29 protein-coding genes are annotated in these 25,963 nt (G+C 65.4%); 13 read left to right on the top strand and 16 right to left on the bottom strand.

From position 1 onward, the window contains the following. Positions 1 to 14: 14 nt before the first annotated feature. Entirely contained in the window at positions 15 to 1,490 is a 1,476-nt protein-coding gene (locus HWE17_RS07050; protein ID WP_176388287.1) for a PLP-dependent aminotransferase family protein, read from the bottom strand. Continuing rightward, a complete protein-coding gene (locus tag HWE17_RS07045) occupies positions 1,487 to 2,437 on the bottom strand; it encodes a hypothetical protein (RefSeq protein ID WP_176388286.1) in 951 nt (316 codons plus the stop codon). The genes HWE17_RS07050 and HWE17_RS07045 overlap by 4 nt, the downstream gene beginning before the upstream one ends. Positions 2,438 to 2,586: 149 nt before the next feature. Between HWE17_RS07045 and HWE17_RS07040 the strand changes: the two genes are divergently transcribed. Further along, positions 2,587 to 3,036, top strand: a complete 450-nt coding sequence (locus HWE17_RS07040; RefSeq protein ID WP_176388285.1) for an META domain-containing protein — start codon at positions 2,587 to 2,589, stop codon at positions 3,034 to 3,036. Between the two features lie 55 nt (positions 3,037 to 3,091). Continuing rightward, positions 3,092 to 3,802: an HAD-IA family hydrolase gene (locus HWE17_RS07035; RefSeq protein ID WP_176388284.1), complete on the top strand. Its 711-nt coding sequence runs from the start codon at positions 3,092 to 3,094 to the stop codon at positions 3,800 to 3,802. On the opposite strand, the gene HWE17_RS07030 is transcribed toward HWE17_RS07035, so the two are convergent. From HWE17_RS07030 to ssuE, 5 genes are read right to left on the bottom strand one after another with little or no spacing between them, the layout of a single operon-like run. After that, positions 3,759 to 4,589 (bottom strand): ATP-binding cassette domain-containing protein, encoded by an 831-nt coding sequence (locus HWE17_RS07030; protein ID WP_176388283.1) that lies wholly within the window; start codon positions 4,587 to 4,589, stop codon positions 3,759 to 3,761. The two genes, HWE17_RS07035 and HWE17_RS07030, sit on opposite strands and share 44 nt — an antisense overlap. A gap of 25 nt (positions 4,590 to 4,614) precedes the next feature. After that, positions 4,615 to 5,406 (bottom strand): aliphatic sulfonate ABC transporter permease SsuC, encoded by a 792-nt coding sequence (gene ssuC / locus HWE17_RS07025; RefSeq protein WP_176388282.1) that lies wholly within the window; start codon positions 5,404 to 5,406, stop codon positions 4,615 to 4,617. 1 nt (position 5,407) lies between these two features. Then, positions 5,408 to 6,568: an FMNH2-dependent alkanesulfonate monooxygenase gene (gene ssuD / locus HWE17_RS07020; RefSeq protein ID WP_035817636.1), complete on the bottom strand. Its 1,161-nt coding sequence runs from the start codon at positions 6,566 to 6,568 to the stop codon at positions 5,408 to 5,410. A 22-nt stretch (positions 6,569 to 6,590) separates the two neighbouring features. Then, a complete protein-coding gene (locus tag HWE17_RS07015; RefSeq protein ID WP_176388281.1) occupies positions 6,591 to 7,583 on the bottom strand; it encodes a sulfonate ABC transporter substrate-binding protein in 993 nt (330 codons plus the stop codon). 24 nt (positions 7,584 to 7,607) lie between these two features. Then, positions 7,608 to 8,228 (bottom strand): NADPH-dependent FMN reductase, encoded by a 621-nt coding sequence (gene ssuE / locus HWE17_RS07010; protein WP_176388280.1) that lies wholly within the window; start codon positions 8,226 to 8,228, stop codon positions 7,608 to 7,610. A 254-nt stretch (positions 8,229 to 8,482) separates the two neighbouring features. Between ssuE and HWE17_RS07005 the strand changes: the two genes are divergently transcribed. The 8 genes from HWE17_RS07005 to HWE17_RS06970 all read left to right on the top strand — a co-directional run bounded on the left by HWE17_RS07005 (position 8,483) and on the right by HWE17_RS06970 (position 16,081). Next, positions 8,483 to 9,697 (top strand): acyl-CoA dehydrogenase family protein, encoded by a 1,215-nt coding sequence (locus HWE17_RS07005; protein WP_176388279.1) that lies wholly within the window; start codon positions 8,483 to 8,485, stop codon positions 9,695 to 9,697. A 21-nt stretch (positions 9,698 to 9,718) separates the two neighbouring features. After that, the gene (locus HWE17_RS07000; RefSeq protein WP_176388278.1) at positions 9,719 to 10,546 is read left to right on the top strand and encodes a MetQ/NlpA family ABC transporter substrate-binding protein; all 828 of its coding nucleotides are present in this window, start codon (positions 9,719 to 9,721) and stop codon (positions 10,544 to 10,546) included. Between the two features lie 3 nt (positions 10,547 to 10,549). Beyond that, positions 10,550 to 11,944, top strand: a complete 1,395-nt coding sequence (locus tag HWE17_RS06995) for an LLM class flavin-dependent oxidoreductase (protein ID WP_176388277.1) — start codon at positions 10,550 to 10,552, stop codon at positions 11,942 to 11,944. Positions 11,945 to 11,972: 28 nt separating this feature from the next. Then, entirely contained in the window at positions 11,973 to 12,962 is a 990-nt protein-coding gene (locus tag HWE17_RS06990; protein ID WP_176388276.1) for an aliphatic sulfonate ABC transporter substrate-binding protein, read from the top strand. 6 nt (positions 12,963 to 12,968) lie between these two features. Next, the gene (locus HWE17_RS06985) at positions 12,969 to 13,793 is read left to right on the top strand and encodes an ABC transporter permease (protein ID WP_217916717.1); all 825 of its coding nucleotides are present in this window, start codon (positions 12,969 to 12,971) and stop codon (positions 13,791 to 13,793) included. Between the two features lie 15 nt (positions 13,794 to 13,808). After that, positions 13,809 to 14,543: an ABC transporter ATP-binding protein gene (locus tag HWE17_RS06980; protein ID WP_176388275.1), complete on the top strand. Its 735-nt coding sequence runs from the start codon at positions 13,809 to 13,811 to the stop codon at positions 14,541 to 14,543. A 74-nt stretch (positions 14,544 to 14,617) separates the two neighbouring features. Continuing rightward, entirely contained in the window at positions 14,618 to 15,529 is a 912-nt protein-coding gene (gene bla, locus HWE17_RS06975; protein ID WP_176388274.1) for a subclass B3 metallo-beta-lactamase, read from the top strand. A gap of 72 nt (positions 15,530 to 15,601) precedes the next feature. Further along, the gene (locus HWE17_RS06970; RefSeq protein WP_176388273.1) at positions 15,602 to 16,081 is read left to right on the top strand and encodes an META domain-containing protein; all 480 of its coding nucleotides are present in this window, start codon (positions 15,602 to 15,604) and stop codon (positions 16,079 to 16,081) included. An 82-nt stretch (positions 16,082 to 16,163) separates the two neighbouring features. Here HWE17_RS06970 and epsC read toward each other — a convergent pair whose 3' ends face one another. Further along, on the bottom strand, positions 16,164 to 17,102 hold the full coding sequence (gene epsC, locus HWE17_RS06965; protein ID WP_176388272.1) for a serine O-acetyltransferase EpsC: 939 nt from the start codon (positions 17,100 to 17,102) through the stop codon (positions 16,164 to 16,166). Between the two features lie 189 nt (positions 17,103 to 17,291). Here epsC and HWE17_RS06960 point away from each other — a divergent pair, with 189 nt between their 5' ends. After that, positions 17,292 to 18,467, top strand: coding sequence for a multidrug effflux MFS transporter (locus HWE17_RS06960; protein ID WP_035817620.1), 1,176 nt, complete (start codon positions 17,292 to 17,294; stop codon positions 18,465 to 18,467). A gap of 103 nt (positions 18,468 to 18,570) precedes the next feature. Here HWE17_RS06960 and HWE17_RS06955 read toward each other — a convergent pair whose 3' ends face one another. Together HWE17_RS06955 and HWE17_RS06950 are read right to left on the bottom strand one after the other, a co-directional pair. Then, the gene (locus tag HWE17_RS06955; RefSeq protein ID WP_176388271.1) at positions 18,571 to 18,867 is read right to left on the bottom strand and encodes a hypothetical protein; all 297 of its coding nucleotides are present in this window, start codon (positions 18,865 to 18,867) and stop codon (positions 18,571 to 18,573) included. An 80-nt stretch (positions 18,868 to 18,947) separates the two neighbouring features. Then, the gene (locus tag HWE17_RS06950; protein WP_176388270.1) at positions 18,948 to 19,388 is read right to left on the bottom strand and encodes a carboxymuconolactone decarboxylase family protein; all 441 of its coding nucleotides are present in this window, start codon (positions 19,386 to 19,388) and stop codon (positions 18,948 to 18,950) included. Between the two features lie 104 nt (positions 19,389 to 19,492). On the opposite strand from HWE17_RS06950, the gene HWE17_RS06945 reads away from it, so the two are divergent. After that, positions 19,493 to 20,965 carry a PLP-dependent aminotransferase family protein gene (locus HWE17_RS06945; RefSeq protein ID WP_176388269.1) on the top strand — a complete coding sequence of 491 codons (1,473 nt, stop codon included), beginning with the start codon at positions 19,493 to 19,495 and terminating at the stop codon, positions 20,963 to 20,965. Here the strand turns inward: HWE17_RS06945 and HWE17_RS06940 are convergent. From HWE17_RS06940 to trxC, 5 genes are all read right to left on the bottom strand, one after another. Then, the gene (locus tag HWE17_RS06940) at positions 20,934 to 21,524 is read right to left on the bottom strand and encodes a DUF1287 domain-containing protein (protein WP_217916716.1); all 591 of its coding nucleotides are present in this window, start codon (positions 21,522 to 21,524) and stop codon (positions 20,934 to 20,936) included. The two genes, HWE17_RS06945 and HWE17_RS06940, sit on opposite strands and share 32 nt — an antisense overlap. 62 nt (positions 21,525 to 21,586) lie before the next feature. After that, positions 21,587 to 21,922, bottom strand: coding sequence for a DUF6616 family protein (locus tag HWE17_RS06935; RefSeq protein WP_176388268.1), 336 nt, complete (start codon positions 21,920 to 21,922; stop codon positions 21,587 to 21,589). Positions 21,923 to 21,946: 24 nt separating this feature from the next. Then, on the bottom strand, positions 21,947 to 22,693 hold the full coding sequence (locus tag HWE17_RS06930) for a HEAT repeat domain-containing protein (protein ID WP_176388267.1): 747 nt from the start codon (positions 22,691 to 22,693) through the stop codon (positions 21,947 to 21,949). Continuing rightward, a complete protein-coding gene (locus HWE17_RS06925; RefSeq protein ID WP_176388266.1) occupies positions 22,690 to 23,202 on the bottom strand; it encodes a MarR family winged helix-turn-helix transcriptional regulator in 513 nt (170 codons plus the stop codon). The genes HWE17_RS06930 and HWE17_RS06925 overlap by 4 nt, the downstream gene beginning before the upstream one ends. Before the next feature lie 67 nt (positions 23,203 to 23,269). Further along, the gene (gene trxC / locus HWE17_RS06920; protein ID WP_176388265.1) at positions 23,270 to 23,722 is read right to left on the bottom strand and encodes a thioredoxin TrxC; all 453 of its coding nucleotides are present in this window, start codon (positions 23,720 to 23,722) and stop codon (positions 23,270 to 23,272) included. A gap of 147 nt (positions 23,723 to 23,869) precedes the next feature. Between trxC and HWE17_RS06915 the strand changes: the two genes are divergently transcribed. Beyond that, positions 23,870 to 25,300: a coniferyl aldehyde dehydrogenase gene (locus HWE17_RS06915; protein ID WP_176388264.1), complete on the top strand. Its 1,431-nt coding sequence runs from the start codon at positions 23,870 to 23,872 to the stop codon at positions 25,298 to 25,300. Here the strand turns inward: HWE17_RS06915 and HWE17_RS06910 are convergent, their stop codons facing one another. Further along, positions 25,301 to 25,906 carry a LysE/ArgO family amino acid transporter gene (locus HWE17_RS06910; RefSeq protein WP_034757131.1) on the bottom strand — a complete coding sequence of 202 codons (606 nt, stop codon included), beginning with the start codon at positions 25,904 to 25,906 and terminating at the stop codon, positions 25,301 to 25,303. It abuts the gene before it with no gap. Positions 25,907 to 25,963 lie beyond the last annotated feature (57 nt).

Genomic DNA, 25,963 nt, shown 5'->3' with positions numbered 1-25,963 from the left:
CCACTTTGACAGCATCAGCCCAGCGCGTGGGCCAGGCGGACGATGCCGCTGTCGATCTCGTGCGGGGTCAAGGCCGCAAAGCCCAGCAGCCAGCCGCCGCGCGCCGGCGGCGTCGCGTACAAGCGGCTCAGGCCTGGCAGCGCGATGCCCGCCTGCGCCGCCAGGCGTATCGTGTCCAGCTCGTCCCTGCCCTCGTGCAGCAGACAGGGCATCTGCAAGCCGCCCGGCGGCAGCTGCGCCGTGACGACGTGCGGCAAGTGCCGCTGCACGGCCTGCGCCATCGCATCGCGGCGCACGGCATAGACCTTGCGCATGGCGCGCACGTGGGCAGCGAAATGGCCATCGGCGATGAAACGGGCCAGTGTCAATTGATCGAGTTGCGGCGTGTGGCCATCGAGAATGCTGCGCGCGTACGTCATCGGTTTCACCAGCGCGGGCGGCAGCACCATGTAGCCGATGCGCAGGCCCGGATACAGCGACTTGGCGAAGGTGCCCAGGTAAATCGTGCGCTGCTGCGTGTCGAGTCCCTGCACGCACGCCGTCGGCAAGCCCGCGTAATGAAACTGGCTGTCGTAATCGTCCTCGATGATCCAGCCCTGGCGTTCCGCCGCCCAGGCCGTCAGGGCCAGGCGGCGCTCGAGCGCCAGGGTGGCGCCCGTCGGATATTGATGCGACGGCGTGACATACACCGTGTTCGCGCCGCTCGTGTCGGCACGCAGGTGGTCGATGGACAAGCCATCCGCATCGACGGGCACGGGCACGACTCGTAATTGCGCCATCTCGAACGCCTTGCGCGCGCCGAAATAGCCCGGGTCTTCCATCAGGATGGGGCCATGCGCGTCGGCCAGCACCTGCCCGCACAGGTACAGGGCCTGGCGCGTGCTGCTCAGCACCAGCACCTGGCTGGCCGTGGCCCGCGCGCCCCGCTCCAGATTCACATAATCGGCGATGGCCTGGCGCAAAGCCTCGGCCCCTTGCGGGTCGCCGTGCAGCAGTATGCCGGCACGGTGTTCGCCGGCCGCCTGGCGCCGCAAGCGCTCCCACACGTCGAGCGGAAAGGCCCGCGTTTCCGGCAAGCCCGTGGCAAAAGCTTTTACGGTCTGCTGGTCGGCCACGCCGCCGCTGGCGAGAATCTGCGCGCCGCGCACGCTGAGGGCCACCGGCTGCGCTGGCATGGACAGCGGTGCCACCGCCGGCTTGCCCAGCAAGCTCGCGCCTATCGTCGGCGAGACAAAACTCCCCGATCCCGCCTGCCGCTCGATATAACCGTCCAGGCGCAGCTGCGCGTACGCCATTTCCACCGTGTCGCGCGATACACCCAGCGACTGCGCCAGCGCGCGCGTGGCCGGCAGGCGCAGGCCGGGCGCCAGCACGCCATCGAGTATCAGCTGGCGCAGCGCGCGCTGCACCCGCACGCGCAAATCGAGCGCCGCCAGTTCGGACGCGGCGATGCGCATTTTCAGGGTATCGAGTTCGAACTGCGGCGTCATAGGGCCTTGGCGCGGACGGCATCCACGGCGGCCACGCTGCTGGCCAGCGAAAACCCGTGCTGCTGCAGCACGGCCACCAGCTGTTCGCCGGCGCAGCCCAAACGCAGGTTTTCCGCCACCCAGTCCAGCCACTCGCGGCTGATGTCCGGCATGGCTTCCTCTTCCAGCGCAAGACCCAGTATGCACTTGGCCAGTAGAGCATTGATGCGCTTCGTGTCGATCAGGTGCTGCACCACGGCGTGGCCCGACTGGGGAAACGGATGCAGGGTAGAGCGGCCGAAGGCGGCCAGGCGCTGCGCGTGCATGGCGTCGAGGTTGACCGATTCGCTGGCGCTGGCACCCACGCTGGCCGCGTCAGGCCGGGCCGCGTCAGGCCGCGTACCAAACACCAGGTGCAGCTGCGTGGCGTCCGTCGCCCTGGCGCGGCACAGGGCCGCCAGGTCGTAGTAGCCGGACGCCGGCGGGTCTTGCGCCAGCGACTCCATCACGGGCAGCCAGCGCAGCTCGTGGTACAAGCGCGCCTGCTGCACGTCGAGGAAGGACAATGGCCCGAAGGCGACGATCTGCTGCACATCGAGCAGCAAGCCATACATGACGGCCCCATACGCGCCCATGGACTGGCCGACGGTCGTGACCTGGCTCGGCGCGATGCGGCGCACAAGCTCGCGCAGGGCTTGCGCCGTCTCGTCGACGTGGTTGCCCAGGCCCGCGATGCGGCGGTGGTACCAGGCATTGCCCGAATCGCGCACGAGGATTTTGTTCAGATGCTGGCCGCTGGCCTGTTCCAGTTTTCTCAGGCGCCCGTAAAAATCGAAGGCGGGACGCGTGGTCCACGAGACGAAGCCGAAGGCGATCACCAACGGCGCGCCGGGCACGATGCGGTCGACCAGCACATCGTCGTCGGTGGTGGCCACCAGTCGATTATCCAGCGCTTGCGCTTGCAGCATCGGCCAGGCTCCCCGATCAACGTTAAAACAATAGAAAACATGAGTTTAATGCCAGGACTGGCAAAATGGAAACAATCGCCGCTGCCGTGCGCTGAGCTGTGCGAAAAACCTGCTAGTCTGCAGGCATTCCCCTCTCACAGGAGCATCCCATGCTGCATCGCCTCACGCATCATCTTAAATACCTTCCCCTCGCCGCCGCCATCGCCATGGCCGGCGGTTGCGCCGCCACCAGCGACAGCGCCAAGCCGAACGCCAGCCTGACGAATACCTACTGGAAGCTCACGCAGCTCGATGGGGCTCCCGTGGCGATGGCGCCGCAGCAGGAGCGCGAAGTGCGCATTACCCTCACCGACGATGGCAAGGTCACCGGTTTCACTGGCTGCAACCGCGTCATGGGCGGCTATACCGTGGCCGGCACGGCCCTGCGCTTCACCCAGCTGGCTGGCACGCGCATGGCCTGCCCGCCCCCTTTGATGCAGCTGGAAAGCGCCGTGCTGGCCAATTTAAACAGCGTGACGGGCTACCAGCTCGACGGCGAGAAGCTGATCCTGCTCAAGGATGGCGCGCCCGTGGCCAGGTTTGAATCGGTCTACCTGTGAAATAAAAATCGCCTGCCGTTACAATGGCTTCCAGCCCATCATCTGGAAGGAAGCCATGTCCGCACTGCCCTCGCCGTCTTCATCCCCGCTACCGTCGGCCGCCGGCCGCTATCGCGCTTTTCTGTTCGACATGGACGGCACCGTCATCAATTCCATCGCCGCCGCCGAACGCATCTGGGGCACTTGGGCGCAGCGCCAGGGCCTCGATGTGGCGGCGTTCCTGCCCACCATCCACGGCGCGCGCTCGGTCGACACCATCGCCAAACTGCGCTTGCCCGGCGTCGACGCGCAGCGCGAGTCGCAGGGCATCACGGATGCGGAAATCATCGATGTGGAAGGGATTATTGAAATCGCGGGCGCGCTGCGCTTTTTGGAATCGCTGCCGCCCGCGCAATGGGCCATCGTCACCTCGGCGCCGAGGGCACTGGCCACTGCCCGCCTGAAGGCGGCCGGCATGCCGATACCGGCCATCATGGTGACGGCGGAAGACGTCAAGGCCGGCAAACCAAAACCCGATTGCTATCTGCTGGCCGCTGAAAAACTGGGCGTGGCGCCAGCCGACTGCCTGGTGTTCGAGGATGCGTCGGTCGGCATTGAGGCGGGCGAAGCGGCTGGCGCGAAAGTCATCGTCGTCACCGCCACGCATGCGCACCCGCTGGCCACGCGCCACCCTGCCATCGACAATTATGAAGCCATCGTGGCAAGCGTCGATGCCGACGGCTTTATTGTCCTGGCCGAGACGGCTGCAGCACCCGCGACAAGATAGCCTGCTCCAGCGCGGCGAAAGCCGCATGGCCGCGCTGTCGCGGGCGCGGCAAGTCCACCTGCACGTCCATGGTGATCTGGCCATCCTCGATCAGCAGCACCCGGTCGGCCAGGGCCACGGCTTCGGCCACGTCATGCGTCACCAGCACGGCCGTGAAACCGCGCGCCAGCCACAGCGACTCGATCAGCTGCTGCATCTCGATGCGCGTCAGGGCGTCGAGCGCGCCCAGGGGTTCGTCGAGCAGCAGCAGTTGCGGCTCGTGCACGAGGGCGCGTGCCAGCGCCACGCGCTGCTTCTGCCCGCCCGATAACGCCGACGGCCAGTCGTCCGCCCGTTCGGCCAGGCCCACCGTCCACAGCGAGGCGGCCGCCGCGCCGACGGAACGGGGTAGCCCCAGGGCCACGTTGTCGAGCACCGTTTTCCACGGCAGCAAACGCGATTCCTGGAACATGATGCGGATGTCGGGCGCGCCCACGCCACTGCCGATGGCGATGCTGCCGTCATCGACGCTTTCCAGGCCCGCGATCGAACGCAGCAAGGTGCTCTTGCCGCAGCCGCTGCGTCCCACGATGGCAACGAACTCTCCCGCTTCCAGCTGCAGGTCGACGTTTTTCAACACCGGACGTTCGCCATAGGCCTTGCTCAATTGCGTCAGTTCCAAAGGCACGCCACGGCGCGCCAATGGAGCTTGCGGCGCGGCCTTGGCCTGCGGCGGCGCGCTGGCCGGGTCGTACTGCACGAAGTGCGACAAAAAATCCGTTTCGATCTGGATGGGGGCGAGCAGCATGGTAGTTTCTTTCCTCATTTCGTCACTATCGGTAAGCGGGATTCCAGCGCAGGCAGTGGCGTTCCAGCCGGCGCGAGAACAGATCGGCCAGTTTGCCCAGCAAGGCGTACAGCAAAATCCCCACCAGCACCACGTCCGTTTGCAGGAATTCGCGGGCATTCATGGTCATGTAGCCGATGCCGGCCTGCGCCGAGATGGTTTCGGCGACGATCAGCAGCACCCACACGAGGCCCAGCGAAAAGCGCACGCCGACCAGAATCGAGGGCATGGCGGCCGGCAGGATCACGTCGCGGTACAAAGGCCAGCCCGAGAGACCGTAGCTTTTCGCCATTTCGATCAAGCCCTGGTCGGCCGAGCGGATGCCGTGGAAGGTGTTCAGGTAGACGGGAAAGAAGACGCCGACGGCCAGCAGGAACAGCTTGGCCGTTTCATCGATGCCGAACCACAGGATCACCAGCGGAATCAAAGCCAGGGCCGGGATGTTGCGCACCATTTGCAGGGTCGTGTCGAGCAGGGTTTCCGCGTGGCGGAAGCTGCCCGTCAATAATCCCAGCAGCAAGCCCAGCCCCGCACCGACGGCGAAACCGACCGTGGCGCGCCACAAGCTTGTTTTCAGGTGCAGCCACAATTCGCCCGACACGGCCAGGTGCCAGAAGGCTTTCGCCACGGCCCACGGCTCGGGCAGGATGCGGCTCGACAGCCAGCCCCACTGCGCCGCCAGCTGCCAGGCCAGCAGCAGCGCCACGGGCAAGGCCCATGGCGCCAGCGAATCACGCCACGGCGCGGCGCCTGCCCGTTGTATCGAGCCGGCCGCCATCTCAGGCCGCCTTTTTCTGTGGCGCGGCAGGCACGATATTGCTGGCCATGACTTCGCCGAAGGGGCCGCTCAAGGACTGCTCACCCACGGCCTTGCCCTTGCCCAGCAGCGGGAACACCAGCTCGGCAAAGCGGTACGATTCTTCCAGGTGCGGGTAGCCCGAGAAAATGAAGGTGTCGATGCCCAGGTCCGCGTATTCCTGCATGCGCGCCACGACGGTCGGGCCGTCGCCGACGAGGGCCGTGCCCGCGCCGCCGCGCACCAGGCCCACGCCGGCCCACAGATTCGGCGACACTTCGAGCTTGTCGCGCCGTCCGCCATGCAGGGCCGCCATGCGCTGCTGGCCCACGGAATCCATCTTGCCAAAGGCCGCCTGTGCCTTGGCGATGATGTCGTCGTCCAGGTGGCTGATCAGTTCATCGGCCGCGCGCCAGGCCGCCTCGTTCGTTTCGCGCACGATCACGTGCAATCGGATGCCAAACCGGACCGTGCGGCCTTTTTTTGCCGCGCGCGCGCGGATGTCGGCGATTTTCTCGGCCACGGCGGCCGGCGGCTCGCCCCACGTCAGGTACACGTCCATCTGCTCGGCCGCCAGTTCATGCGCGGGCTCCGACGAGCCGCCGAAATACAGGGGCGGATACGGTTTCTGCACGGGCGGGTACAGGGTTTTCGCGCCTTTGACCTGGATATGCTTGCCCTCGAAATCGTAGCCGGCCGCGCCGCCCTCGCCCGCCAGGGTGGCGCGCCACACCTTGATGAATTCATCGGAGATTTCATAGCGCTTGGCGTGGTCAGCAAACAGGCCGTCCGCTTCCAGTTCGCCCTGGTCGCCGCCCGTGACGACGTTGATCAAGAGACGTCCGTTCGACAGGCGGTCAAAGGTGGACGCCATGCGCACGGCCAGGCCGGGCGTGGACAGGCCGGGGCGGATGGCGACGAGGAATTTGAGCTTTTGCGTTACGCTGATCAGCGACGAGGCCACCACCCATGCATCTTCGCAGGAGCGGCCCGTCGGCAGCAGCACGCCGTCGTAGCCGAGCGTGTCGGCGGCCACGGCCACCTGGCGCAAATAATCGGCATCGACGGGACGCGCGCCTTGCGACGTGCCCAGGTAACGGCTGTCGCCGTGCGTAGGAATGAACCAGAATATATTCAATGACATGGTGTTCTCAATCTCTCTTTGTTTATTTGGTGGCGACTTGCTTGACGGGCAGCAGCGCGTCCTTGACGACGATCGGTTTCGGAATCAGCTTCAGGCTGGAAAACGCGTCCGCCACCCTTTGCTGCGAAGCGATGACGTCGACCGACACGGGTTTCACGCCATACGCATAGCGCGAGGCGGCCAGCGCCACGACGTCCTTGCCCAGTCCCGTCTGTGCGGCGAGGATCGTCGCCACCTCTTCCGGATTGTTACGGCCCCAGTCATCGACCTTGGCCACTTCATCGAGCACGATGCGCAGGATCTCGGGATTTTTTTCCGCATACGTGCGCGAGGCCAGATAAAACTGGTAGTTCGCCACCAGGCCCTTGCCATCGGCCAGCACGCGCGCGCCCAGCTGCTTTTCAGCGGCCGCCAGGAATGGATCCCAGATGGCCCACGCATCCACGCTGCCCCGCTCGAATGCGGCGCGCGCATCGGCCGGCGGCAGGAACACGGGCTGGATGTCGGCGTATGCGACGCCGGCCTTTTCCAGCGCTTTCAATAACAGGTAGTGCACGTTCGAACCCTTGTTCAGGGCGATTTTCTTGCCCTTCAAGTCGGCCAGGGTGCGCAGGCCGGAACCCTTGGGCACGACGATGGCTTCGCTGGCCGGCGACGCTGGCTCATTGCCGACATATACCAGATTGGCGCCGGCCGCCTGGGCGAAGATCGGCGGCGCCTCGCCCACGGTGCCGAAATCGATGCTGCCCACGTTCAAGCCTTCGAGCAGCACGGGGCCGGCCGGGAACTCCGTCCATTTCACGCCCACGCCCTGTTCGGCCAGGCGTTTTTCCAGCGTGCCGCGCCCTTTCAGCAGGGTCAGGGTGCCGTATTTCTGATAACCGATGCGGACCTCCCCCTTGGCCTGCGCCTGCGCCGCGATCGGCATGCCGGCCGCCATCACGCCGGCGGCGGCGGCAAACAGCAGGCCCAGAGTGGTACGGCGCGAAAGGCGTTGTGCGTGGCGGTGTGTCATGGCGGTTCCTTGGTCGGTGAATAATCAGGCGGCTTGATACTGAGGCGCGTAAGGCTGCTCTTGCAGCGTACGCACGGGGTGCGATACCTCGGCTGGCGCGGGCGGACGGCGGCCCTGCAGCACGAACAGGCCCGTGGAGAGTTCCTCGATACCAGCCTGCACGCGGTCGGCAATCGGCGCATCCAGGCTCAGGCCCCCTTCTTCGTGCCACGCCAGTTGCTGCGCATTGGCATAAATGCTGGTGAAGACTTGCTTGGCGCCCAGCGCATGCAGCACGGGACGCAGCGCGTAGTCGAGCGCCAGGGTGTGGGCATGGCCGCCGCCCGTGGCCAGCGGCAGCACCAGCTTACCGGCCAGGCCGTCTTGCGGCAGCAAGTCGAGAAAAGCTTTCAACAGCCCTGTATACGACGCCTTGTAGATGGGCGTGGCGATCACGATGGCGTCGGCATCGGCCACGGCGCGCACGGCGCGGGCAATCGCCGCATCGTCATAGTCGGCCAGCAGCAAGGCGCGCGCCGGCAAGTCGCGCACATGCAGCCTGGCGTAGCTGTGGCCCTGCAGCGCCAGCTGTTCGCCGATATGCAGCAGCAGGCGGCTGGAACTCGATGGGAGTTGCGGGCTACCGCCCAATAACAAGATGCTCATGTGATGCCCGTCCCTGTAGGTGATCGAAAGTGGCGTTGCTCGGATGCTTGCAGCCTATCGCCATCAGAAGCCCAGTAAAACGAATGCTTTCGCGCTTCGATATGCATTTTTTGACTATCCGGGCCTGACGCCCCACACGCCATCGCGCATTCTGCCGCTTGGCTTTTTTCGCATATCCATGCGCGGTTTTCTTCGTGTACGGCGCGTGCCTGGCGGTGCAATATCGGCGTCATCGTCTTTCTGGAATGTCACCCATGTCTAGCGTTTTTCTCCATGCCGCCCGTCCCCAGCCGCCTGTGCCGGAGCCCCTGCAGGACGCCATCCGCATCGCAACAAAGCTGGCCGCGCGCCTGGCCGAAACAGCCAATGCCCGCGACCAGGCCGGCGGCCATGCGGCGCAGGAGCGTGAATGGCTGCGCGAGTCAGGCTTGCTGACCCTGTCGATCCCCGTGGAGTTCGGCGGCCAGGGCGCATCGTGGCCCCTCGTGTACCAGGTAATCCGCATCCTGGCGCGCGCCGACAGCGCGCTGGCGCATGTCTTCGGCTTCCACCATTTGCAGCTGGCCGGCCTGCAGCTGTATGGCAGCGCGCAGCAGCAGCGCCGCCTGCTCACCCTGACCGTTGACGAGCGCCTGTTCTGGGGCAATGCCTTGAACCCGCTCGACAAACGGGTCACGGCCACCGACAGCGACGACGGTTTTATCCTCGACGGCATCAAGAGCTTTTCTTCCGGTTCCGTGGGATCGGACTGGCTGACCGTCTCCGCCTGGCACGCGCCCACGCAAACGGCGCTGATTGCCGCCCTGCCCACGCGCCAGGATGGCGTCACCGTGCAGGCGGATTGGGACGCCTTCGGCCAGCGCCAGACGGATAGCGGCAATGTGCACTTCCAGAGGGTCGCCCTGCCGCGCGAGCTGGTGCTGCAGGCGCCCGCGCAGGCCGCCACGCCGCAAGCGACCGTGCGCTCGCAGATCGCACAGCTGATCATGGCCAACCTGTACCTGGGTATCGCCGAAGGGGCATTCGAGGCGGCGCGCCTGTACACGGACGAGCAGGCAAAAGCCTGGTTTGCCTCGGGCGTGGCCAGGGCAACGGACGACCCATTGGTGCAGCACCGCTACGGCCAGCTATGGCTGTTGCTGCGTCCCGCGCAAGTGCTGGCCGACTTGGCGGCGCAGGAACTGGAAAAGGTGTTCCGCAAGGGCGCGCTGGTGACGGCGCGCGAACGGGGCTTGCTGGCCGTGGCCGTGGCCGAAGCCAAATGCCTGGCGCACAAGGCGGGACTGGACATCAGCAGCCAGATGTTCGAACTGACGGGCGCCCGTTCCACCTCGGCCCAGTATGGATACGACCGCTACTGGCGCAACGTGCGCGTGCATACCCTGCACGACCCCATCGACTACAAGCTGCGCGACCTGGGACGCTTTGCCTTGACCGGCACGGTGCCCGAGCCGACCGCGTATTCATAATTTACCCACCAAGGAGCCACCATGACCTTCGCCCGCCGCAGCATCCTTCTCACCGCCCTGACCCTCGCCCTGGCGAGCAGCTTCGTCCACGCCAAGGACCCGAAAGACATCACCATCGGCACCAGCGCGGGGCCGTACGCGGACCAGATCAAGCTGGGCATCAAGCCTATCCTGGAAAAGCAGGGCTACAAGGTCAGGCTGGTGGAATTCAATGACTACATCCAGCCGAACTTCGCGCTGGCCGAGGGTTCGCTGGACGCCAACGTCTTCCAGCACATCGTCTACCTGAAGAAATTCGCGCTGGAGCACAAGCTGGCCCTGACGGACCTGATCACGATACCCACGGCGCCGATTGCCATTTACAGCAAGAAGCACAAGACGCTGGATGACGTGAAGGAAGGCACGACGGTGGGCTTGCCGAACGACCCGACCAACCAGGCGCGCGCGCTGGTGCTGCTCGACCAATTGGGCTGGATCAAGCTGCGCGCCAGCTTCGACCCCGTGCGCGCGTCGGAAAAGGATATCGCCGTCAACACGAAGAAAATCAAGCTGCTGCCGCTGGAAGCGGCGCAGCTGCCACGCTCGCTGGGCGACACCGATTACTCCTTCATCAACGGCAATTACGCGCTGGCGTCGGGGCTGAAGCTGACGGAGGCGCTGGTGGCCGAGAAAATCTCGCCCAACTACATCAACCTGGTGGCCATCCGCACGGCGGACAAGGACAAGCAGTTCGCCAAGGATCTGGCGGCCGCCTACCGCTCGCGCGAATTCCTCGACATCACGAATAAACACTTTGCCGGCTATTCGAAACCCGACTACCAGCAAGCCTTGCAGACGGCAGCAAAATAAGCCATGGCAAAGACGATACGCTTCAACGCCTTCCAGATGAATACCGTCGGCCATCAGTCGCCGGGCCTGTGGACGCATGCGCGCGACCGCAGCCACCGCTACACGGACCCCGCGCACTGGACGGAACTGGCGCAGCTGCTGGAAGCGGGCCTGTTCGACGCGGTGTTCCTGGCCGACGTGCTGGGCGTGTACGATGTGTACCGGGGCAGCCTCGATGCGGCCCTGGAACACGGCGTGCAAGTGCCGCTGAACGACCCGCTGGCGCTCGTGCCCATCATGGCGCAAGCGACCACGCACCTGGGTTTCGGCGTCACCTGCGCCCTCACCTATGAACATCCGTACACGTTCGCGCGGCGCATCTCCACGCTCGACCACCTGACGGGTGGGCGCATCGGCTGGAATATCGTCACCGGCTACCTCGATAGCGCGGCGCGCAACCTGGGCCTGCAACAGCAGCTGGGCCACGACGAACGCTATGACCTGGCCGACGAATACCTCGACGTCGTCTACAAGCTGTGGGAAAAAAGCTGGGACGACGACGCCGTCGTCAACGACAAGGCGCGCGGCATCTACGCCGATCCCGCCAAGGTACATCCGATCAACCATGCCGGGCGCCACTACCAGGTGCCCGGCATCCATTTGTGCGAGCCGTCGCCGCAGCGCACGCCCCTGCTGTACCAGGCGGGCACCTCGCCGCGCGGCACGCGCTTTGCGGCGCGCCACGCGGAAGCCACCTTTGTCAGCGGCCCCAGCAAAACGGTGGTGAAACGCTATGCGGACGACTTGCGCGCCGCCGTGCGGCAAAGCGGGCGCGATGGCGACGCGCTGCTGATCTACGCGCAGGCGCTGGTCATCACGGGCGCTACCGAGGAAGAAGCGCGCGCCAAGCATGCCGACTACCTGCGCCATGTGAATATCGAGGCGGCGCTGGTGCTGCTGTCCGGCTGGACGGGCGTCGATTTCAGCCGCTACCCGCTCGACGCCACCATCGACTACATCGATTCCCCGGCCGGCCGCTCGGCGCTGGCCTCGTTCAGCCAGGCCGACCCGGACCGCACGTGGACGGTACGCGAAGCGGCCGAATACATCGGCCTGGGCGGACGCGGCCCGGTACTGGTGGGCGATGCGCGCCAGGTGGCCGACCAGCTGGAAAGCTGGCTCGATGAAACGGGCATCGACGGTTTCAATCTCGCCTTCGCCGTGGCGCACGACAGCATGGCCGACGTGGTGACCCACATCGTGCCGGAACTACAGCGGCGCGGCCGCTACCGCACCGAGTACGAGGAAGGCAGCTTGCGCCACAAGGTCTTCGGCCAGGGCCCGCGCCTGCCTGCCGGTCATGCGGGACGCCAGGTCAGCATCGCACCCGCCGCCGACGCCGCCCTGGCAGCGGCTTGACGCATCCAATTCCCCATTCAAGGACACCATGAAACGCAGAACCATCTTGCAACTGGCCGCCAGCGGCGCCACCCTCGCCGCCTTGCCCGGCCTCACCCGCGCCGCCGCGCAGGCGCCCTTGAAGGAGCTACGCCTCGACTACGCCTATTATTCGCCCACCAGCCTGGTACTGCGCCGTTTCGGCTGGCTGGAAGAAGCGTTCAAGCCGGACGGCACCAGCATCAAGTGGGTGCTCAGCGCGGGCAGCAACCGCGCCCTCGAATACCTGAACGCCAACAGCATCGACATCGGTTCGAGCGCCGGCCTGGCCGCCCTGCTGGCGCGCGCCAACGGCAACCCCATCCGCGCGCCGTATATTTTTTCGCGTCCCGAGTGGACGGCGCTGGTGGTGCGCAAGGATAGTCCCATCCGCAGCCTCGCCGACTTGAAAGGCAAGAAGGTGGCTGCCACCAAGGGCACCGACCCGTATCTGTTCCTGCTGCGCGCATTGAAGACGGCGGGCCTGAAACGCGGCGACATCGAACACGTCAGCCTGCAGCATGCCGACGGCCGCGCGGCGCTGGAGCAGGGCAAGGTCGATGCCTGGGCTGGCCTCGATCCGCACATGGCCGCCAGCGAGCTGGAAGCGGGGTCGCGCCTGATCTACCGCAACGTGGCCTTCAACACCTACGGTTTCCTGAACGTGCGCGAGGACTTCCTCGCCAGCCGCCCGGCCGAAGTGGGCAAGGTGATACAGGCCTACGAACGGGCGCGCGCCTGGATACGCGCCTATCCGGCCGAGGCGGCGAAGATCCTGTCGGAGGAAGCCAAGGTCAGCCTGCCGGTGGCGCTGCTGCAGGTAAAGCTGCGCAGTGACTTCAGCAATCCGCAGCCGTCGAATGAACATGTGAAGGCCCTGCTGGTGGCCGCGCCCATCCTCGTCGATGAAGCGCTGGTCAAGTCCGGTGCAGACCTGAACCGCGCCATCGCGGATCTGGTCGACACGCGCTTCGCCGCCCCCTTCATCGGCAAGGCGTAAGCGGTCATGGCCAGAGACATGCTCGCCGCACCGGCACAGGCCAACGACACGGGCGTGCGGCGCAAGTTTCCTCGCTTGCCGCGCTCGGCGCTCGGCCTGCTGCTGCCCGTGCTGGCGCTGCTGGCGGCGGAACTGGGTGTGCGCACGGGCGCCATTCCCGCCAACCTGCTGCCGGCGCCCAGCGACATCGGCGCCACCATCGCCGACCTGGCACGCCAGGGCCTGGCCGGCCATGTACTGGCCAGCACCGTGCGCGTGGCCATCGGCTTTGCGGGCGGCGCGCTGCTGGCTATTGTGCTCGGTGCGGCCGTGGGCTTGAACCGCACAGTGGAGTCGCTGCTCGACCCCACGTTCCAGGCATTACGCGCCATTCCCTCGCTGGCCTGGGTGCCCTTGCTGCTGCTGTGGCTAGGCATTGATGAAGCGCCGAAACTGGTCCTGATCGGCATCGGCGCCTTCTTCCCCGTCTACATGGGCGTGGCGTCGGGCATCCGCGACGTGGACCGCAAGCTGATCGACGCGGCGCGCATGTACCGTTTGAGCCGCCCCGCGCTGGCGCGCCGCGTACTGCTGCCGGCCGCCCTGCCCGCCATCTTCACAGGTCTGCGCAATGGTTTGAGCCTGGCCTGGATGTTCATGGTGGCGGCCGAACTGATCGCCGCCAGCCGGGGCCTCGGTTATCTGCTCAGCGACGGGCGCGAAACGAGCCGCGCCGACATCGTGCTGGCCGCCATCGTGCTGCTGGCCGTGCTGGGCAAGGCCAGCGACAACCTGATGCAGCGCCTGGAAACCCGTTTGCTCGCCTGGCGCGACAGCTATGCCACCACCTGACGAAAGCCCCCACGCATGACTGCCCTGCTTGACATTGCCATCCATGACAAATCCTATGGCGCACGGCGCGTGCTGCACAATCTGCAAGTGCAGCTGCGCCAGGGCGAGATCGTCAGCCTGATCGGCGCCAGCGGCTGCGGCAAGAGCAGCCTGCTGTCCATCGTGGCCGGTCTCGATACGGACTTTCGCGGCACATTGCGCCTGGGCGGCAAGCCGCTGGCGGGCGTGCACGCGGACATCGGCCTGATCTTCCAGGAACCACGCCTGTTTCCCTGGCTGACGGTGGCGCAAAACATCGCCTTCGGCCTCGGTTCCGGTGGCGAAGACGATCCCAGGGTCGCGCAATTGCTGGAGGAAGTGGGCTTGCAAGGCCATGCGCACAGCCTGCCCAAGCAGCTGTCGGGCGGCCAGGCGCAGCGCGCGGCGATTGCCCGCGGCCTGTTCGGCCAGCCCCGCATCCTGCTACTGGACGAACCGTTTTCCGCCGTCGACGCTTTTACGCGCATGAAGCTGCAGGACTTGCTGGCCGCCGTCGCCGCGCGCCATGGCTTGAGCGTGCTGCTGGTGACGCACGATATCGATGAAGCCCTGTACCTGAGCGACCGCATCGTCATGCTCGATACGCGCGCCGGACCGCCACGCGCCCATTACGACGTGGCCGCACCCCGGCCCCGCCTGCGCACGCCGGCGGCGCAAGCCCCATTAAAGGAGGCCATCCTCGGCGAACTGCACGCCGCGCACGCGATCTGACACCAGGCGCCATTTGCGTCCAGTCCCGTTCCATGTCAGCATACGCCACCTTGGCAACACGGATAAGGAACGCAATGCCCCCCACTCTTACACGCGCGCTGGCACTGGCACTGGCGCTGGCGCTGCTGGCAGGCCATGGTTCCCTGGCATGGGCCCAGGCGCCAGTCACGCCGCCGACGCCGGGCTGCGACGTCTGCGCGACCTGGAACGCGGACCAGACACCGTTTCGCATCTTCGGCAATACCTATTATGTGGGCGTGAAAGGCCTCAGTTCCGTGCTGGTGACGTCGCCGCAGGGCCACGTGCTGATCGACGGCGGCTTGCCGGAATCGGCGCCCAAAATCATCGCCAATATCGCCGCCCTGGGCTTTCGCATCGAGGACGTCAAGCTGATACTCAATTCGCACGGCCATATCGACCATGCGGGCGGCCTGGCCGAACTGCAGCGGCGCAGCAATGCGCTGGTGGCCGCCAGCCCGTCGGCCGCGCTGGATCTGGCATCGGGCGAAGTGGGCCCGGACGACCCGCAATACCATGCGCTGCCCAAGTACCCGCCCGTCAAGGACATGCGCCTGGCGCGCGATGGCGGCCAGTTCAACGTCGGCCCCGTCAACGTGACGGCGCATGCCACGCCGGGCCACACGCCCGGAGGCCTGAGCTGGACGTGGCAATCGTGCGACGGTCCCCGCTGCCTGAACATGGTCTACGCGGACAGTGTCAACGCCGTCTCGCGTCCAGGCTTCAAGTTCAGCGCCAGCAGCGAGTATCCGAACGCGGTGGCGGACTTGCGCCACAGCTTCGAGATCCTGGAAAAACTGCCGTGCGACGTGCTGATCTCGGCCCACCCGGAGGCGTCGCAACTGTGGGAGCGGCTGGAGGCGAGCGCCACGGCCGGCAGCGAGGCGTTTGTCGATGTGCAGGCTTGCCGCGCCTACGTGGCGGCGGCGCGCACGGTGCTCGAATCCCGGCTGGAGCAGGAGCGGTAGGCCTGTCAACCGTGCACGCTGGCGCGGCGCCAATCTGCTACGCTGGCGCCATTCATTTAAAGAAGGATTGCCATGTTTAAACTCGCCAGTCTGATTCCCCTCGCCGCCATCGTCGCCATCACGGCCGGCTGCGCGCAAACGCCCGTACGCAGCGACGCTGCCGCCGCCGCGCCAGGCGCCACCTCGCCCGCCAAGCCGGCGCCGAAACTGACGGGCACGCAGTGGAAGCTGAAGGAATTGAAGGGCAAGCAAGTGGTGCGCAAGGCGCCCGAACAGCGCGAAGTGACCCTGCAGCTGGCCGAAGGCCGCGCCAGCGGCAACAGCGGCTGCAACCAGATGATGGGCGGCTACACCAGCGATGGCGTCAGCACCTTGAACTTTGGACAGATGGCCGGCACCATGATGATGTGCCAGCCGCAGGACATGGACCTCGAGCGCCTGCTCTTGAGTACCCTGGGCGAAGTCAATGGCTACCGCTACGCCGACCAGGAATTGCTGCTGCTGAAGGATGGCGTGCCCGTGGCGCGGTATGAAGTGCTGACGGTGAAGTAAACCCAACCGCAAATACCGGGGTCGTACCCTGAGGGTACGACCCCAGTTTCTGCGCTGGGGTTCGTTTTCCCTTCCATTCTTCTCAGTCGTTGCGCATCTGCGCTTGGGATACATTACTCTCAGGCGGCACGCTCTGCGTCAGCCACACATTCCCCCCGATAGTCGATCCCGCGCCGATGGTGATGCGCCCCAGCACGGTTGCGCCCGCGTAGATGACCACGTCGTCCTCGACGATGGGGTGGCGCGGCGTGCCCTTGATCAGCGCACCGCTTGCGTCTGCGGGAAAGCGCTTGGCGCCCAATGTTACGGCCTGGTATAGGCGCACCCGCTGGCCGATGATGGCCGTCTCGCCGATCACCACGCCCGTGCCGTGGTCGATGAAGAAGGAGGCGCCGATGTGCGCGCCCGGATGGATGTCGATGCCCGTCAGGGTGTGCGCGATGTCGGCGATCAGGCGCGCCAGGAACGGCGCACCCAGCGCATGCAGACGGTGCGCCAGGCGGTGGTACAAGATGGCGATGGTGCCCGGGTAGCACAGCATGATCTCGGCCACCGAGGTGGCGGCCGGATCGCCCGCATACGCGGCCTGCACGTCCGACACCAGCAGGGCGCGGATGTCGGGCAGGCTGGCGGCGAATGCACGGGTGATGTCGCGCGCCTGCTGCGCCAGGGCCGCATCGTCGCTGGCGGCATCCCCCTCATCGCCGGCCGGCACGGAGAACAGCAAGCCGCGCCGCACCTGTTCGCTGAGGCGGTTCAGGGTGGTGTTGAGGGTATCGCCGACAAAATAATCGATGCTTTCGTCCGTCAGGTTGGGCCGCCCGTAATGCGTGGGGAACAGGGCCGCCGACAAGCCGTTGACGATGGTGGTGAGCGCTTCGCGCGACGGCAATTCACGCACCCTGCCGTTATGGCGGATCTTGTGCTTGTCTTCGCGCGAACTGCGCAAGGCCTGGATCACGGGCCCCAGGTTCCACTGGGCCGTGTCGTCGACGGGCGCCGCGGGGTAAATGCTATGCATGGCGTATCACTTCCAGAAAACGGCGAACAAGCCGGGTCGCCCCAGCTTAAAGGCGTCACATGACAAAGCAAACGAAGAATTCCAAGCATCCATATGCAAAAAACGTATATGCCTGGCTAAGAGAGGTGGCCGGCAACCCGATTGCTTCCACTAGCGTAAAATGACGGGCTAACAAAAACACTGTTCAACATGACTAAATTATTAACATGGATTTTGGCGGGCCTGGCGATGGTCGGACCGCTTGCAATTGACACCTATCTGCCGTCTTTCCCCGCCATCGTGCAAGATTTCAATGCCAGCCCCCTGCTGGTGCAGCAGACCCTGAGCTTTTTCCTGTTCACGTTCGCCTTCATGATGCTGTTCTACGGCACCCTGTCCGACTCGTTCGGCCGCCGTCCCGTGATTCTCGTCTCGCTGGTGCTGTATGTGATCGCTTCCGTGGGCGCCGCGCTGGCGCCGTCGCTGGGCTGGCTGCTGGCCTGGCGCGTGCTGCAGGGATTGTCGGCAGGCGCCGGCTCCGTGATCGGCCGCGCCATCGTGCAAGACCGTTATTCGGGCGCCGCCGCGCAAAAAATCCTCTCGCACATCATGATGGTGTTCGCGCTGGCGCCGGCCATCGCGCCCGTGCTGGGCGGCTGGCTGCAAGTGGGCCTGGGCTGGCGCTGGATATTCTGGTTCCTGTCGGCCTTCGGCGTGCTGATGTTCGTCGTCGTCTGGCGCGCGCTGCCGGAGAGCTTGCCAAAGGAGCAGCGCCACGCCTTCCACCTGGGCGACATCGCCGTCAATTACTGGAAAGTGCTGTGCCACCGCCAGTTCCTGCTGCTGTCGACGGCCATTGGCGCCGCCTTTGGCGGCTTCGCCCTGTACATCGGTTCGGCCGCCTACTTCATCATCAACATCCTGCATCTGCCGGAAACGGCGTTTGCCTGGCTGTTCATTCCCCTGATCAGCGGCATGGTGTTCGGTTCGGCCCTGTCGGCGAAAATCGCCCACCGCTACAGCCAGCGCCAGATGATCTGGGCCGGCTTCATATTGATGCTGGTGGCGGCCGCCGCCAACATCGGCTACAACTATGTCTTTGCCGCCGAAGTGCCATGGGCCGTGCTGCCGCTGTTCTTCTACTCGTTCGCCCTGTCGATCGCCATGCCGCCGATGACTTTGATGGCGCTGAACCACTTCCCCAACAACAGCGGCCTGGCGTCGTCGATGCAGTCATTCATCCAGATGCTGCTGTTCGCGCTGGTCTCGGGCCTGGTGGCGCCGCTGCTGTTCGACAGCGCCTTGAATCTGGCGTATGGCGTGATGGCGGGGCTGCTGGTAAGTTTGGTTTGCTGGGTGTTTGCGCAGGGCAAAAGCGACGCGTAGGTCGGATTAGGTCCGCAGGACCGTAATCCGACAACATTGTTGGCGAGTGACGTCGGATTACGCGCAAGCGCTAATCCGACCTACGACCAAGATACAGCCACGGTTACGGCCACGGTGCAGGAGTGACCTCAACATACTGCGCCCCGCCCTGCTCCGGCTCTGCCGCATCGCGCGTAGCTGGCTGGTTCAACGACCCAGCCGGCGAACGCAAGCTCAATATCTCCTTGCGCGATTCGACGAAGTCGGCGGAACTGAGCGGGTGTTGCTGGTCCGGCCAGTGGCTGACGGCCCATTCCTGCAACGCTTCAAAGCGCCGCCACAGTTCGGCGATGAATTCGCGGCGCGCTTCTTCGTGCTGCTCGGGCGTCTTGCCGGCGCCTTCCCCGGTAGGTACTTGCATGGCTGCTCCCTGGCTGATCAATCGTCCTGCCAGCCTACGCAGCAGCAAACCATACGTCTGTTCGCGAACGAACACAGGACTTATTCGGGCATCTTGCGAAAGCCAACGGCCAGGCGGTTCCAGGTGTTGATGGAGCCGATGGCCAGGGTCACGTTGACCATTTCCGCCGGCGTCAATTGTTCCGCCAGGGCCACGTAGTCTTCGTCGGACGCATGGTTCTGCGGCAGCAGGGTCAGCGCTTCCGTCCAGGCCAGCACGGCCCGCTCGCGCGGCGTGAAGAACGGCGTTTCGCGCCAGACGGAGACGGCATACAGGCGGCGCTCCGTTTCGCCGGCCTTGCGCGCGTCGCTCGTGTGCATGTCCACGCAAAAGGCGCAGCCATTGATTTGCGACGCGCGCAGGCGGATCAGTTCGAGCAGCGAGTGTTCCACGCCCAGCCTGGCGATCGCCGCTTCCAGCGCGTACATGGCCTTGACGGCGTCCGGCGAAGCTTGTGTGAAGTCGAGTCGTTGCTGTGTCATGATGGCATTCCTTGTAAAGTAGAGATGCATCATTGTAAAAGCGCAAGCAGTACGCGCGGCAGGCCAATCCCCCCGAAAACCGGCAGACCACCAGCAGACACACCATGGAATTACATATCCTGATCGACGGCACGCGCGACCTGGGCGGCCAGCTGTACCGCCAGCTCAGCGAGGCCATCCGCTCGGGCCGGCTGACGGACGGCCAGCAATTGCCGCCCTCGCGCCTGCTGGCCAGCCAGCTGGGCCTGTCGCGCAAGACGGTGTCCGACGTGTATGACAAGCTCGGTTATGAAAAGCTGCTGGTCGGCAAAGTGGGCGTGGGCAGCTTCGTGCAGACGCCGCACACGTCGCCGCAGCGCCGCCACGCCAGCACGCCGCTGGCCAGCGCGCAGCGCATCGCCCGCTGGGAAGCGACGCCCACGCCCCTGCGCCGCGCCAGCCAGGAAGAGCCCGCGCGCTACGCCTTCATCGGCGGACGCGCCACGCCCGCGCACTTCCCGCAGGATGAATGGCGCGCCTGCATGCTGCACGCGCTGCGCCAGGGTGGCCAGGCGCGCGGCCGCTATGGCCCTGTCGCCGGCTTGCCGGCCCTGCGCACAGCGATTGCCGGCCATGCCGCCTTCAGCCGCGGCATCCATTGCACTGAGGAACAAGTGCTCGTCACCAGCGGCGCGCAGCAAGCCTTGCACCTGCTGGCGCTGACCCTGCTGGAAGCGGGCGACACGGTTGCCGTGGAAGAACCCGGCTACCCGGTGGCGCGCGCCGTGTTCGCCAGCCAGGGCGCCCGCGTGGTGGGCGTCGAAGTGGATGAGGATGGCCTCATCGTCGGGCAAATCCCGGACGGCACGCGGCTGATCTATGTCACGCCCGCGCATCAATTTCCGCTGGGCATGCCGATGAGCATGGCGCGCCGCCATGCCTTGCTGGAGCGGGCGCATCAGCTGGGCGCCATCATCATCGAGGACGATTACGACAGCGCCTTCCGCTACGAAGGCCGGCCCGAGGATTCCCTGCAAAGCATGGACCGCTACGGCATCGTCGCCCATGTGGGCAGCTTTTCGAAAATCATGCTGCCGGAATTGCGGCTCGGCTATGCGGTGCTGCCGCAAGCCATCGTGGCCGCCGTGGAAACGGTGAAATACCTGAGCGATTGCCATACGGCCAGCCTGGGCCAGCATGCGCTGGCCAAGTTCATCGGCGACGGCCATTTGCTGCGCCACATACGCCGCTGCCACGATATTTATGCGGGGCGGCGCGAGCGGCTGCAGCACTGGTTCAACGGTCCGCTGGCGCCGTGGTTCCGACTGGTGCCAGCCAGCGCCGGCTTCCACGTGGCGGCTCTGGCGCAGGCGCCGCTCGATATCGCCGAATTGCTGCGCCGCGCACGCCAGGCCGACGTCAGCCTGTATGCGCTATCGGGCTTTTACCATGGCACCGCCCGCCATGCCGGCCTGTTCCTCGGCTATGGCGCCATCGACAAGCTCGATATCGACACGGCGCTGACCCTCGTGCTGGCGATTTTGCAGGAAATAGCGCCTCTCCCCCTCAACGTGGCTGCCAACGATAGTGCCCCGTGATCGGATAGCTGAACAGAATATTTTCCTCGCGCGCGCCCTCGCCGATGTTGTGGATGATGAGCGGCACGCCGCCCCACGACTGCTTGTCGCTGACGATGCCGATATGCGTGAGGTTGCGCGGCAGGCGCCAGGTGACGATGTCGCCCGCGCGGTAAGCGTTCGCTTCCTTGCTTGGCGGCAGGCTGGTGCCATGGCGGGCAAAGTAGGTGCCCAGGTTCGGCACGCGGCGGTGGTCGATATTGCGGTCCGGCCCCTTCATTTGCCAGCGTCCCTGCTGCTGGTACACCTGCCACGCCTTGCGCATGTCTTCGTGCACCAGCACCTGCAAATCCTGCCCCAGCTGGCGGTAGGCGCGCACGACCACATCCGTGCACACGCCCCGCTCGATCGGCACGTCGCCGCCCGGATAGGCGAGCCGTTCATAGCGCGGATCGTACTGCACGGTCACGCCCACCTGCTTGCGGGCGGCGGCGACGAGGGCTTGCGGGGTGGCAGGGATTGCCGACGCCAGCATGGGCGCCAGGGCAAGCATCAGGGTGGAAAGCAGTTTGGTCGGCATCAACGTCAGTGTTCAGATGGAAATGCCAACTTTACCTCAGTGGCAAGGAAAATGGCGGACGCTTAAACGCCGGCCAGCTGCGCCAGGTGGGCGGGGAAATCCACGGCCGGGCCAGCCGCATTGATGGTGTCAAAATAATCATGCCAGCCCGTGGCGGCGATGCCAGCCAGCAAGACGTCCAGTGCGGCCTCGTCCGGGAAGCGCCAAACGGCATAGAATTGCTGGGCAGCCGCATGTAGCTTGCCGCCATCGATGGCGCCCATGGCCAGCGCTTCGGCGCCCATGCCGGACAAGGCCGCCATGCCGGCGCCCACCATGTCGAAATACGCCTGGCGCGCGGCGCCGTCGAGGGCCAGCCAGGCCGGTTTCGGGCTATACAGTTCTAACAGGTAATGCATGCTTTCTCCTTGGGTAATCAATCGTCAGGCCAGCGAGCGCTGGGCGCGCTTGCAGATGCGTTGTGTCGCGGCAGCAGGGCTTTCCAGCAGCCATTGCGCGCACAGGCTGCGCACCCAGTCCGGCTGGCTCTTGGCCGCATCGTTGAGCCAGTTGGCCACGGAATCCTGCACATAAACGGCTGGATCGGCGCGCAAGGCTTGCAGCATGGGCAAGGCCAGCTGCGGCTGCTCTTTTAAGCGGGCAATATGCGCGCACCAGACGCCGCGCGGGCGCAGCGCTTCGCAGGCGAAACGGCGCACTCTTTCCGACGGGTCCGCCGTCCACGGCGCCAGCAAGGCAATCGCCTCGTCAAGCTGCGCCGCCAGATGGGGCCGCAGCGCCAGCCAGGCCCATTCGCGCACGCCGAAGTGGCCATCGTCGGCCAGCGGCCGCATGGCAGCCAGCCGCTGCGGCAAGGTCCAGCCAGCCTGGGCGGCGATGGTAAAACAAGCCCAGCCGCGTACCGTGTCGGAGGCATGCGCTTGCAGCAGCGCCAGGTCGGTGTTGGCTTCGAGCAGCAATTGCGCCGCCAGCGCCATGCGTCTGGTGATGCCGGCTGCGGCCTGCGCGCGCAGTTGCTCCAGGCGCGCGGCGCCGACAGCGGGCACGGCCGCGGCCAGCAGCTGGGCGAAATCGATGGCCAGCCCTTCCGTCAGGGTGGCGCTGGGCACGCCGCCCCCGTTCAGCAGGGCCAGGCGCGCGGGAGCGATGTCGGCGACGCCACGGCTCATGCGGCACCTCGATCCGTCTTGCGCCAGGCTTTTTCCAGCAGCGCGCTCAACAACTGCATCTCCTCGGCCGTGAAATCGGCAAACAGGCTGGCGATCCATTGCGCGTGTTCATCTACCAGGGTCGCGGCGGCCATGTCTCCCTTGGGACTCAGGCGCACCAGCAGCTTGCGCCGGTCGACCTGATCCGCATGGCGCGCCAGGAAGCCATCGCGTTCAAGCCCGTCGAGCAAGCCCGTGATGGTGCCGCGCGTCACGCCTGCCCGTTCGGCCAGTTCATGCGGCGACAGCCCGCCCGGCACGTCGCGCAACAGGGACAGCAAGACAAATTTTCCTTCCGACAAGCCATGCCGGCCCAGGCGCGCGGCGCAATCGCCATCGATGGCGGACGCCAGGCCCAGCACTTCAAAGCACAGGCGCAACTGTCCGATGGATGCCGAAGTGTCCGCGCCAAGCGCGCGGCGCTGCACGTCACCGAGCAAGGCCGTGTATTTTTGTTCGAGTTTTATCATATGGCGCAATATAATATGGCGCCATACAAAATGTCAAATGAAAAACCGCGATGGTTTTCCTCTCGCCTCAAAAGCGGGCTTTATCCCTTGCCCAGGCGATGATGGCATTCGTATCGATGGCGCCCGGCTGGCGCGCCACTTCCACGCCCTTGCGAAACAGGGCCAGGGTGGGAATGCTGCGAATATTGAAACGGCTGCCCAGGTCCGGCGACGCTTCCGTATTCACCTTGACGACGCGAAACGCCGGCTCCAGGGTCTTGGCGGCTTGCACATAGAATGGCGCCATGCTGCGGCACGGGCCGCACCACGGCGCCCAGAAGTCGACCAGCACGGGAATGTCGCTGCGCTCGATATGCTGGAGGAAGCGGGCGCTGGCCAAGTCCACGGGCTGTCCCGTAAACAAATCCTTCTGGCACTTGCCGCAAGAAGGCTGCTCAATCAGGCGGGCGGCCGGCAGGCGGTTGACGGCGTCGCAATGGGGGCACACGATGTGCAGGGAATCTGGCGTGGTCGGGGTCATGGCATTCCTGGAAAGGGTAGCGTACAGTTGCCGGACATTTTACGGCGTATCGTGCAAGGCCGTCGGCACGCTGGCGGCGCCTATCTGAATACTCGACTATAGTGTGCCGGAACGGCGCGCGCATTGCCGAGCCGGCCAAGGAAAACAATGCCTGATGTCGCAGAAAACAGGGAATTGAAGAACGCCGAGCTGGCTGCCGCCCTGGCCTTGCAGCGCGCCGCCTGCCTGGCCCACCCCGTGCCGACCCTGGCCGAGCGCAAACGCGACCTGCAAACCTTGCAGCGCTTCATTCGCGAGCACAAAGACGCGCTCTGCGCAGCGATCAGCGCCGATTATGGCAACCGTTCCCACCACGAAACCTTGCTGGCGGAGATCTTTCCCGCCATTGACGGCATAGCCCATGTATTAAAACACCTGAAAAAATGGATGCGGCCGCAGCGCCGTGGCGTCGACTGGCGCAATTTCCCTGGCGCCCGCAACCGCGTGATGCCGCAGCCGCTGGGCGTGGTGGGCGTCATCGTGCCGTGGAATTTTCCCGTGAACCTGAGCCTGGTGCCCTTGACCTACATCTTCGCCGCCGGCAACCGCGCCATGGTCAAGATGAGCGAAAACTCGCGCCACCTGGCGCGGCTGCTGATCGACAAAATGCCCGCCTACTTTCCGCCTGAAAAACTGCAGTTTTTTGACGAGACGGGCGGCGTGGGCATTGACTTCTCGCAACTGCCGTTCGACCATCTGCTGTTTACGGGCTCCGGCCAGACGGGCCGGGCCGTCATGGCGGCCGCCGCGCGCAATCTGTGCCCCGTGACCCTGGAGCTGGGCGGCAAGGCGCCCGCCATCGTCTGCGCCGATTTCGACGTACGCACGGCAGCCGAGCGCATCCTGTTCGTCAAGTACCTGAACGCGGGGCAAATCTGCACCAGCGTCGACCACGCCTGGCTGCCCGAAGCCAGCATCGCCGCCTTCGTCGACCATGCGCGCCAGATCATGCCGGCCCGCTATGCCGGGCTGGACACGCCAGACTACACGTCCATCATCGACGCGGCTGCGTTTGAACGGCTGCTGCAGGCGCTCGACGAAGCGCGCACACGGGGTGCGCAAGTGATTTCGCTGCTGCCGGGCCCAAGCCACGACCGGGCCACGCGCAAGATCGCGCCGCACATCGTGCTCGACGCACCCGAAGACAGCCTGCTGCTGACGCGGGAAATCTTCGGCCCCATCCTGCCGCTGCGCGGCTACACGAATCTGGAAAGCGTCATCGACAGCATCAACGCGGGGCCGCGCCCGCTGGCCATCTATCCGTTCAGCAATGATGCCCGTACGGTGCAGTTGCTGATCGACCGGGTGATGTCGGGCGGCGTGTCCGTCAACGACGCCCTGTACCATGTGGGCCAGCACGACCTGCCCTTCGGCGGCGTGGGCGAATCCGGCATGGGCCACTACCATGGCGTGGAAGGTTTCCACACCTTCAGCAAACTGCGGCCCGTGTTTTACCAGGCCCGCTACAGCGCTTTGAAACTGCTGTGGCCGCCGTATGGCAAGCTGGCCAGCCGCGTGCTGGCCTTTCTGACCCGCTGATTACAGGAACAGCGAGGCGGCGATGGCCCACATGACGAGGGCGATGATGCCGTCGAGCACACGCCATGCCATGGGCTTGGCAAACACGGGCGCCAGGTAGCGGGCGCCAAAGCCCAGCAGGAAGAACCACAGGGCCGAAGCCATGATGGCGCCGCCGGCAAAGTAAAAGCGTCCCACGCCTTCATGCTGGCCGCCGATCGAGCCGAGCAAAATCACCGTATCGAGGAAGGCGTGCGGGTTCAGCAGGCTGAACGCCAGCGCCGCGCCGATCACGGCCCAGTAGCCTTCCGGCGACTTGGCGGCCGACACCGTCAGGGCTGTTGGACGCCAGGCGGACTTGGCCGCGCGCAAGCCATACGCGATCAGGAAGGTGGCGCCGCCGGCCTTGGCCCACAGCAGGAAATTAGGATTGTCGGCAATGAACGTGCCCATGCCGGCCACGCCGGCCGTGATCAACATCGCGTCGCACACGAGGCAGACGAGGATGCAGGTGAGCACGTAATGGCGCTTCAAGCCCTGCTTGAGCAAAAAAGCGTTTTGCGTGCCGATGGCCACGATCAGGCTCGCTCCGAGCCCCATGCCTTTCAAGAAGATTGCGCTGTCCATATCGATTCCTTTATTGCTTTCCATCACGCGCACGGCCGCCCACGCTCTGCCGGCAAC

It is taken from the genome of Janthinobacterium sp. BJB401 (assembly GCF_013372745.1).
Taxonomy (GTDB): domain Bacteria; phylum Pseudomonadota; class Gammaproteobacteria; order Burkholderiales; family Burkholderiaceae_D; genus Janthinobacterium; species Janthinobacterium rivuli.
The sequence above is the reverse complement of the archived record's forward strand: the minus strand, read 5'-3'. Positions and strand labels throughout refer to the sequence as shown.

Bases quoted from the DNA above. Each gene is read 5' to 3' on its own strand.
- HWE17_RS07050 (WP_176388287.1), bottom strand. From the start codon at position 1,490: ATGACGCCGCAGTTCGAACTCGATACCCTGAAAATGCGCATCGCCGCG.
- HWE17_RS07045 (WP_176388286.1), bottom strand. From the start codon at position 2,437: ATGCTGCAAGCGCAAGCGCTGGATAATCGACTGGTGGCCACCACCGAC.
- HWE17_RS07040 (WP_176388285.1), top strand. From the start codon at position 2,587: ATGCTGCATCGCCTCACGCATCATCTTAAATACCTTCCCCTCGCCGCC.
- HWE17_RS07035 (WP_176388284.1), top strand. From the start codon at position 3,092: ATGTCCGCACTGCCCTCGCCGTCTTCATCCCCGCTACCGTCGGCCGCC.
- HWE17_RS07030 (WP_176388283.1), bottom strand. From the start codon at position 4,589: ATGCTGCTCGCCCCCATCCAGATCGAAACGGATTTTTTGTCGCACTTC.
- ssuC (WP_176388282.1), bottom strand. From the start codon at position 5,406: ATGGCGGCCGGCTCGATACAACGGGCAGGCGCCGCGCCGTGGCGTGAT.
- ssuD (WP_035817636.1), bottom strand. From the start codon at position 6,568: ATGTCATTGAATATATTCTGGTTCATTCCTACGCACGGCGACAGCCGT.
- HWE17_RS07015 (WP_176388281.1), bottom strand. From the start codon at position 7,583: ATGACACACCGCCACGCACAACGCCTTTCGCGCCGTACCACTCTGGGC.
- ssuE (WP_176388280.1), bottom strand. From the start codon at position 8,228: ATGAGCATCTTGTTATTGGGCGGTAGCCCGCAACTCCCATCGAGTTCC.
- HWE17_RS07005 (WP_176388279.1), top strand. From the start codon at position 8,483: ATGTCTAGCGTTTTTCTCCATGCCGCCCGTCCCCAGCCGCCTGTGCCG.
- HWE17_RS07000 (WP_176388278.1), top strand. From the start codon at position 9,719: ATGACCTTCGCCCGCCGCAGCATCCTTCTCACCGCCCTGACCCTCGCC.
- HWE17_RS06995 (WP_176388277.1), top strand. From the start codon at position 10,550: ATGGCAAAGACGATACGCTTCAACGCCTTCCAGATGAATACCGTCGGC.
- HWE17_RS06990 (WP_176388276.1), top strand. From the start codon at position 11,973: ATGAAACGCAGAACCATCTTGCAACTGGCCGCCAGCGGCGCCACCCTC.
- HWE17_RS06985 (WP_217916717.1), top strand. From the start codon at position 12,969: ATGGCCAGAGACATGCTCGCCGCACCGGCACAGGCCAACGACACGGGC.
- HWE17_RS06980 (WP_176388275.1), top strand. From the start codon at position 13,809: ATGACTGCCCTGCTTGACATTGCCATCCATGACAAATCCTATGGCGCA.
- bla (WP_176388274.1), top strand. From the start codon at position 14,618: ATGCCCCCCACTCTTACACGCGCGCTGGCACTGGCACTGGCGCTGGCG.
- HWE17_RS06970 (WP_176388273.1), top strand. From the start codon at position 15,602: ATGTTTAAACTCGCCAGTCTGATTCCCCTCGCCGCCATCGTCGCCATC.
- epsC (WP_176388272.1), bottom strand. From the start codon at position 17,102: ATGCATAGCATTTACCCCGCGGCGCCCGTCGACGACACGGCCCAGTGG.
- HWE17_RS06960 (WP_035817620.1), top strand. From the start codon at position 17,292: ATGACTAAATTATTAACATGGATTTTGGCGGGCCTGGCGATGGTCGGA.
- HWE17_RS06955 (WP_176388271.1), bottom strand. From the start codon at position 18,867: ATGCAAGTACCTACCGGGGAAGGCGCCGGCAAGACGCCCGAGCAGCAC.
- HWE17_RS06950 (WP_176388270.1), bottom strand. From the start codon at position 19,388: ATGACACAGCAACGACTCGACTTCACACAAGCTTCGCCGGACGCCGTC.
- HWE17_RS06945 (WP_176388269.1), top strand. From the start codon at position 19,493: ATGGAATTACATATCCTGATCGACGGCACGCGCGACCTGGGCGGCCAG.
- HWE17_RS06940 (WP_217916716.1), bottom strand. From the start codon at position 21,524: ATGCCGACCAAACTGCTTTCCACCCTGATGCTTGCCCTGGCGCCCATG.
- HWE17_RS06935 (WP_176388268.1), bottom strand. From the start codon at position 21,922: ATGCATTACCTGTTAGAACTGTATAGCCCGAAACCGGCCTGGCTGGCC.
- HWE17_RS06930 (WP_176388267.1), bottom strand. From the start codon at position 22,693: ATGAGCCGTGGCGTCGCCGACATCGCTCCCGCGCGCCTGGCCCTGCTG.
- HWE17_RS06925 (WP_176388266.1), bottom strand. From the start codon at position 23,202: ATGATAAAACTCGAACAAAAATACACGGCCTTGCTCGGTGACGTGCAG.
- trxC (WP_176388265.1), bottom strand. From the start codon at position 23,722: ATGACCCCGACCACGCCAGATTCCCTGCACATCGTGTGCCCCCATTGC.
- HWE17_RS06915 (WP_176388264.1), top strand. From the start codon at position 23,870: ATGCCTGATGTCGCAGAAAACAGGGAATTGAAGAACGCCGAGCTGGCT.
- HWE17_RS06910 (WP_034757131.1), bottom strand. From the start codon at position 25,906: ATGGACAGCGCAATCTTCTTGAAAGGCATGGGGCTCGGAGCGAGCCTG.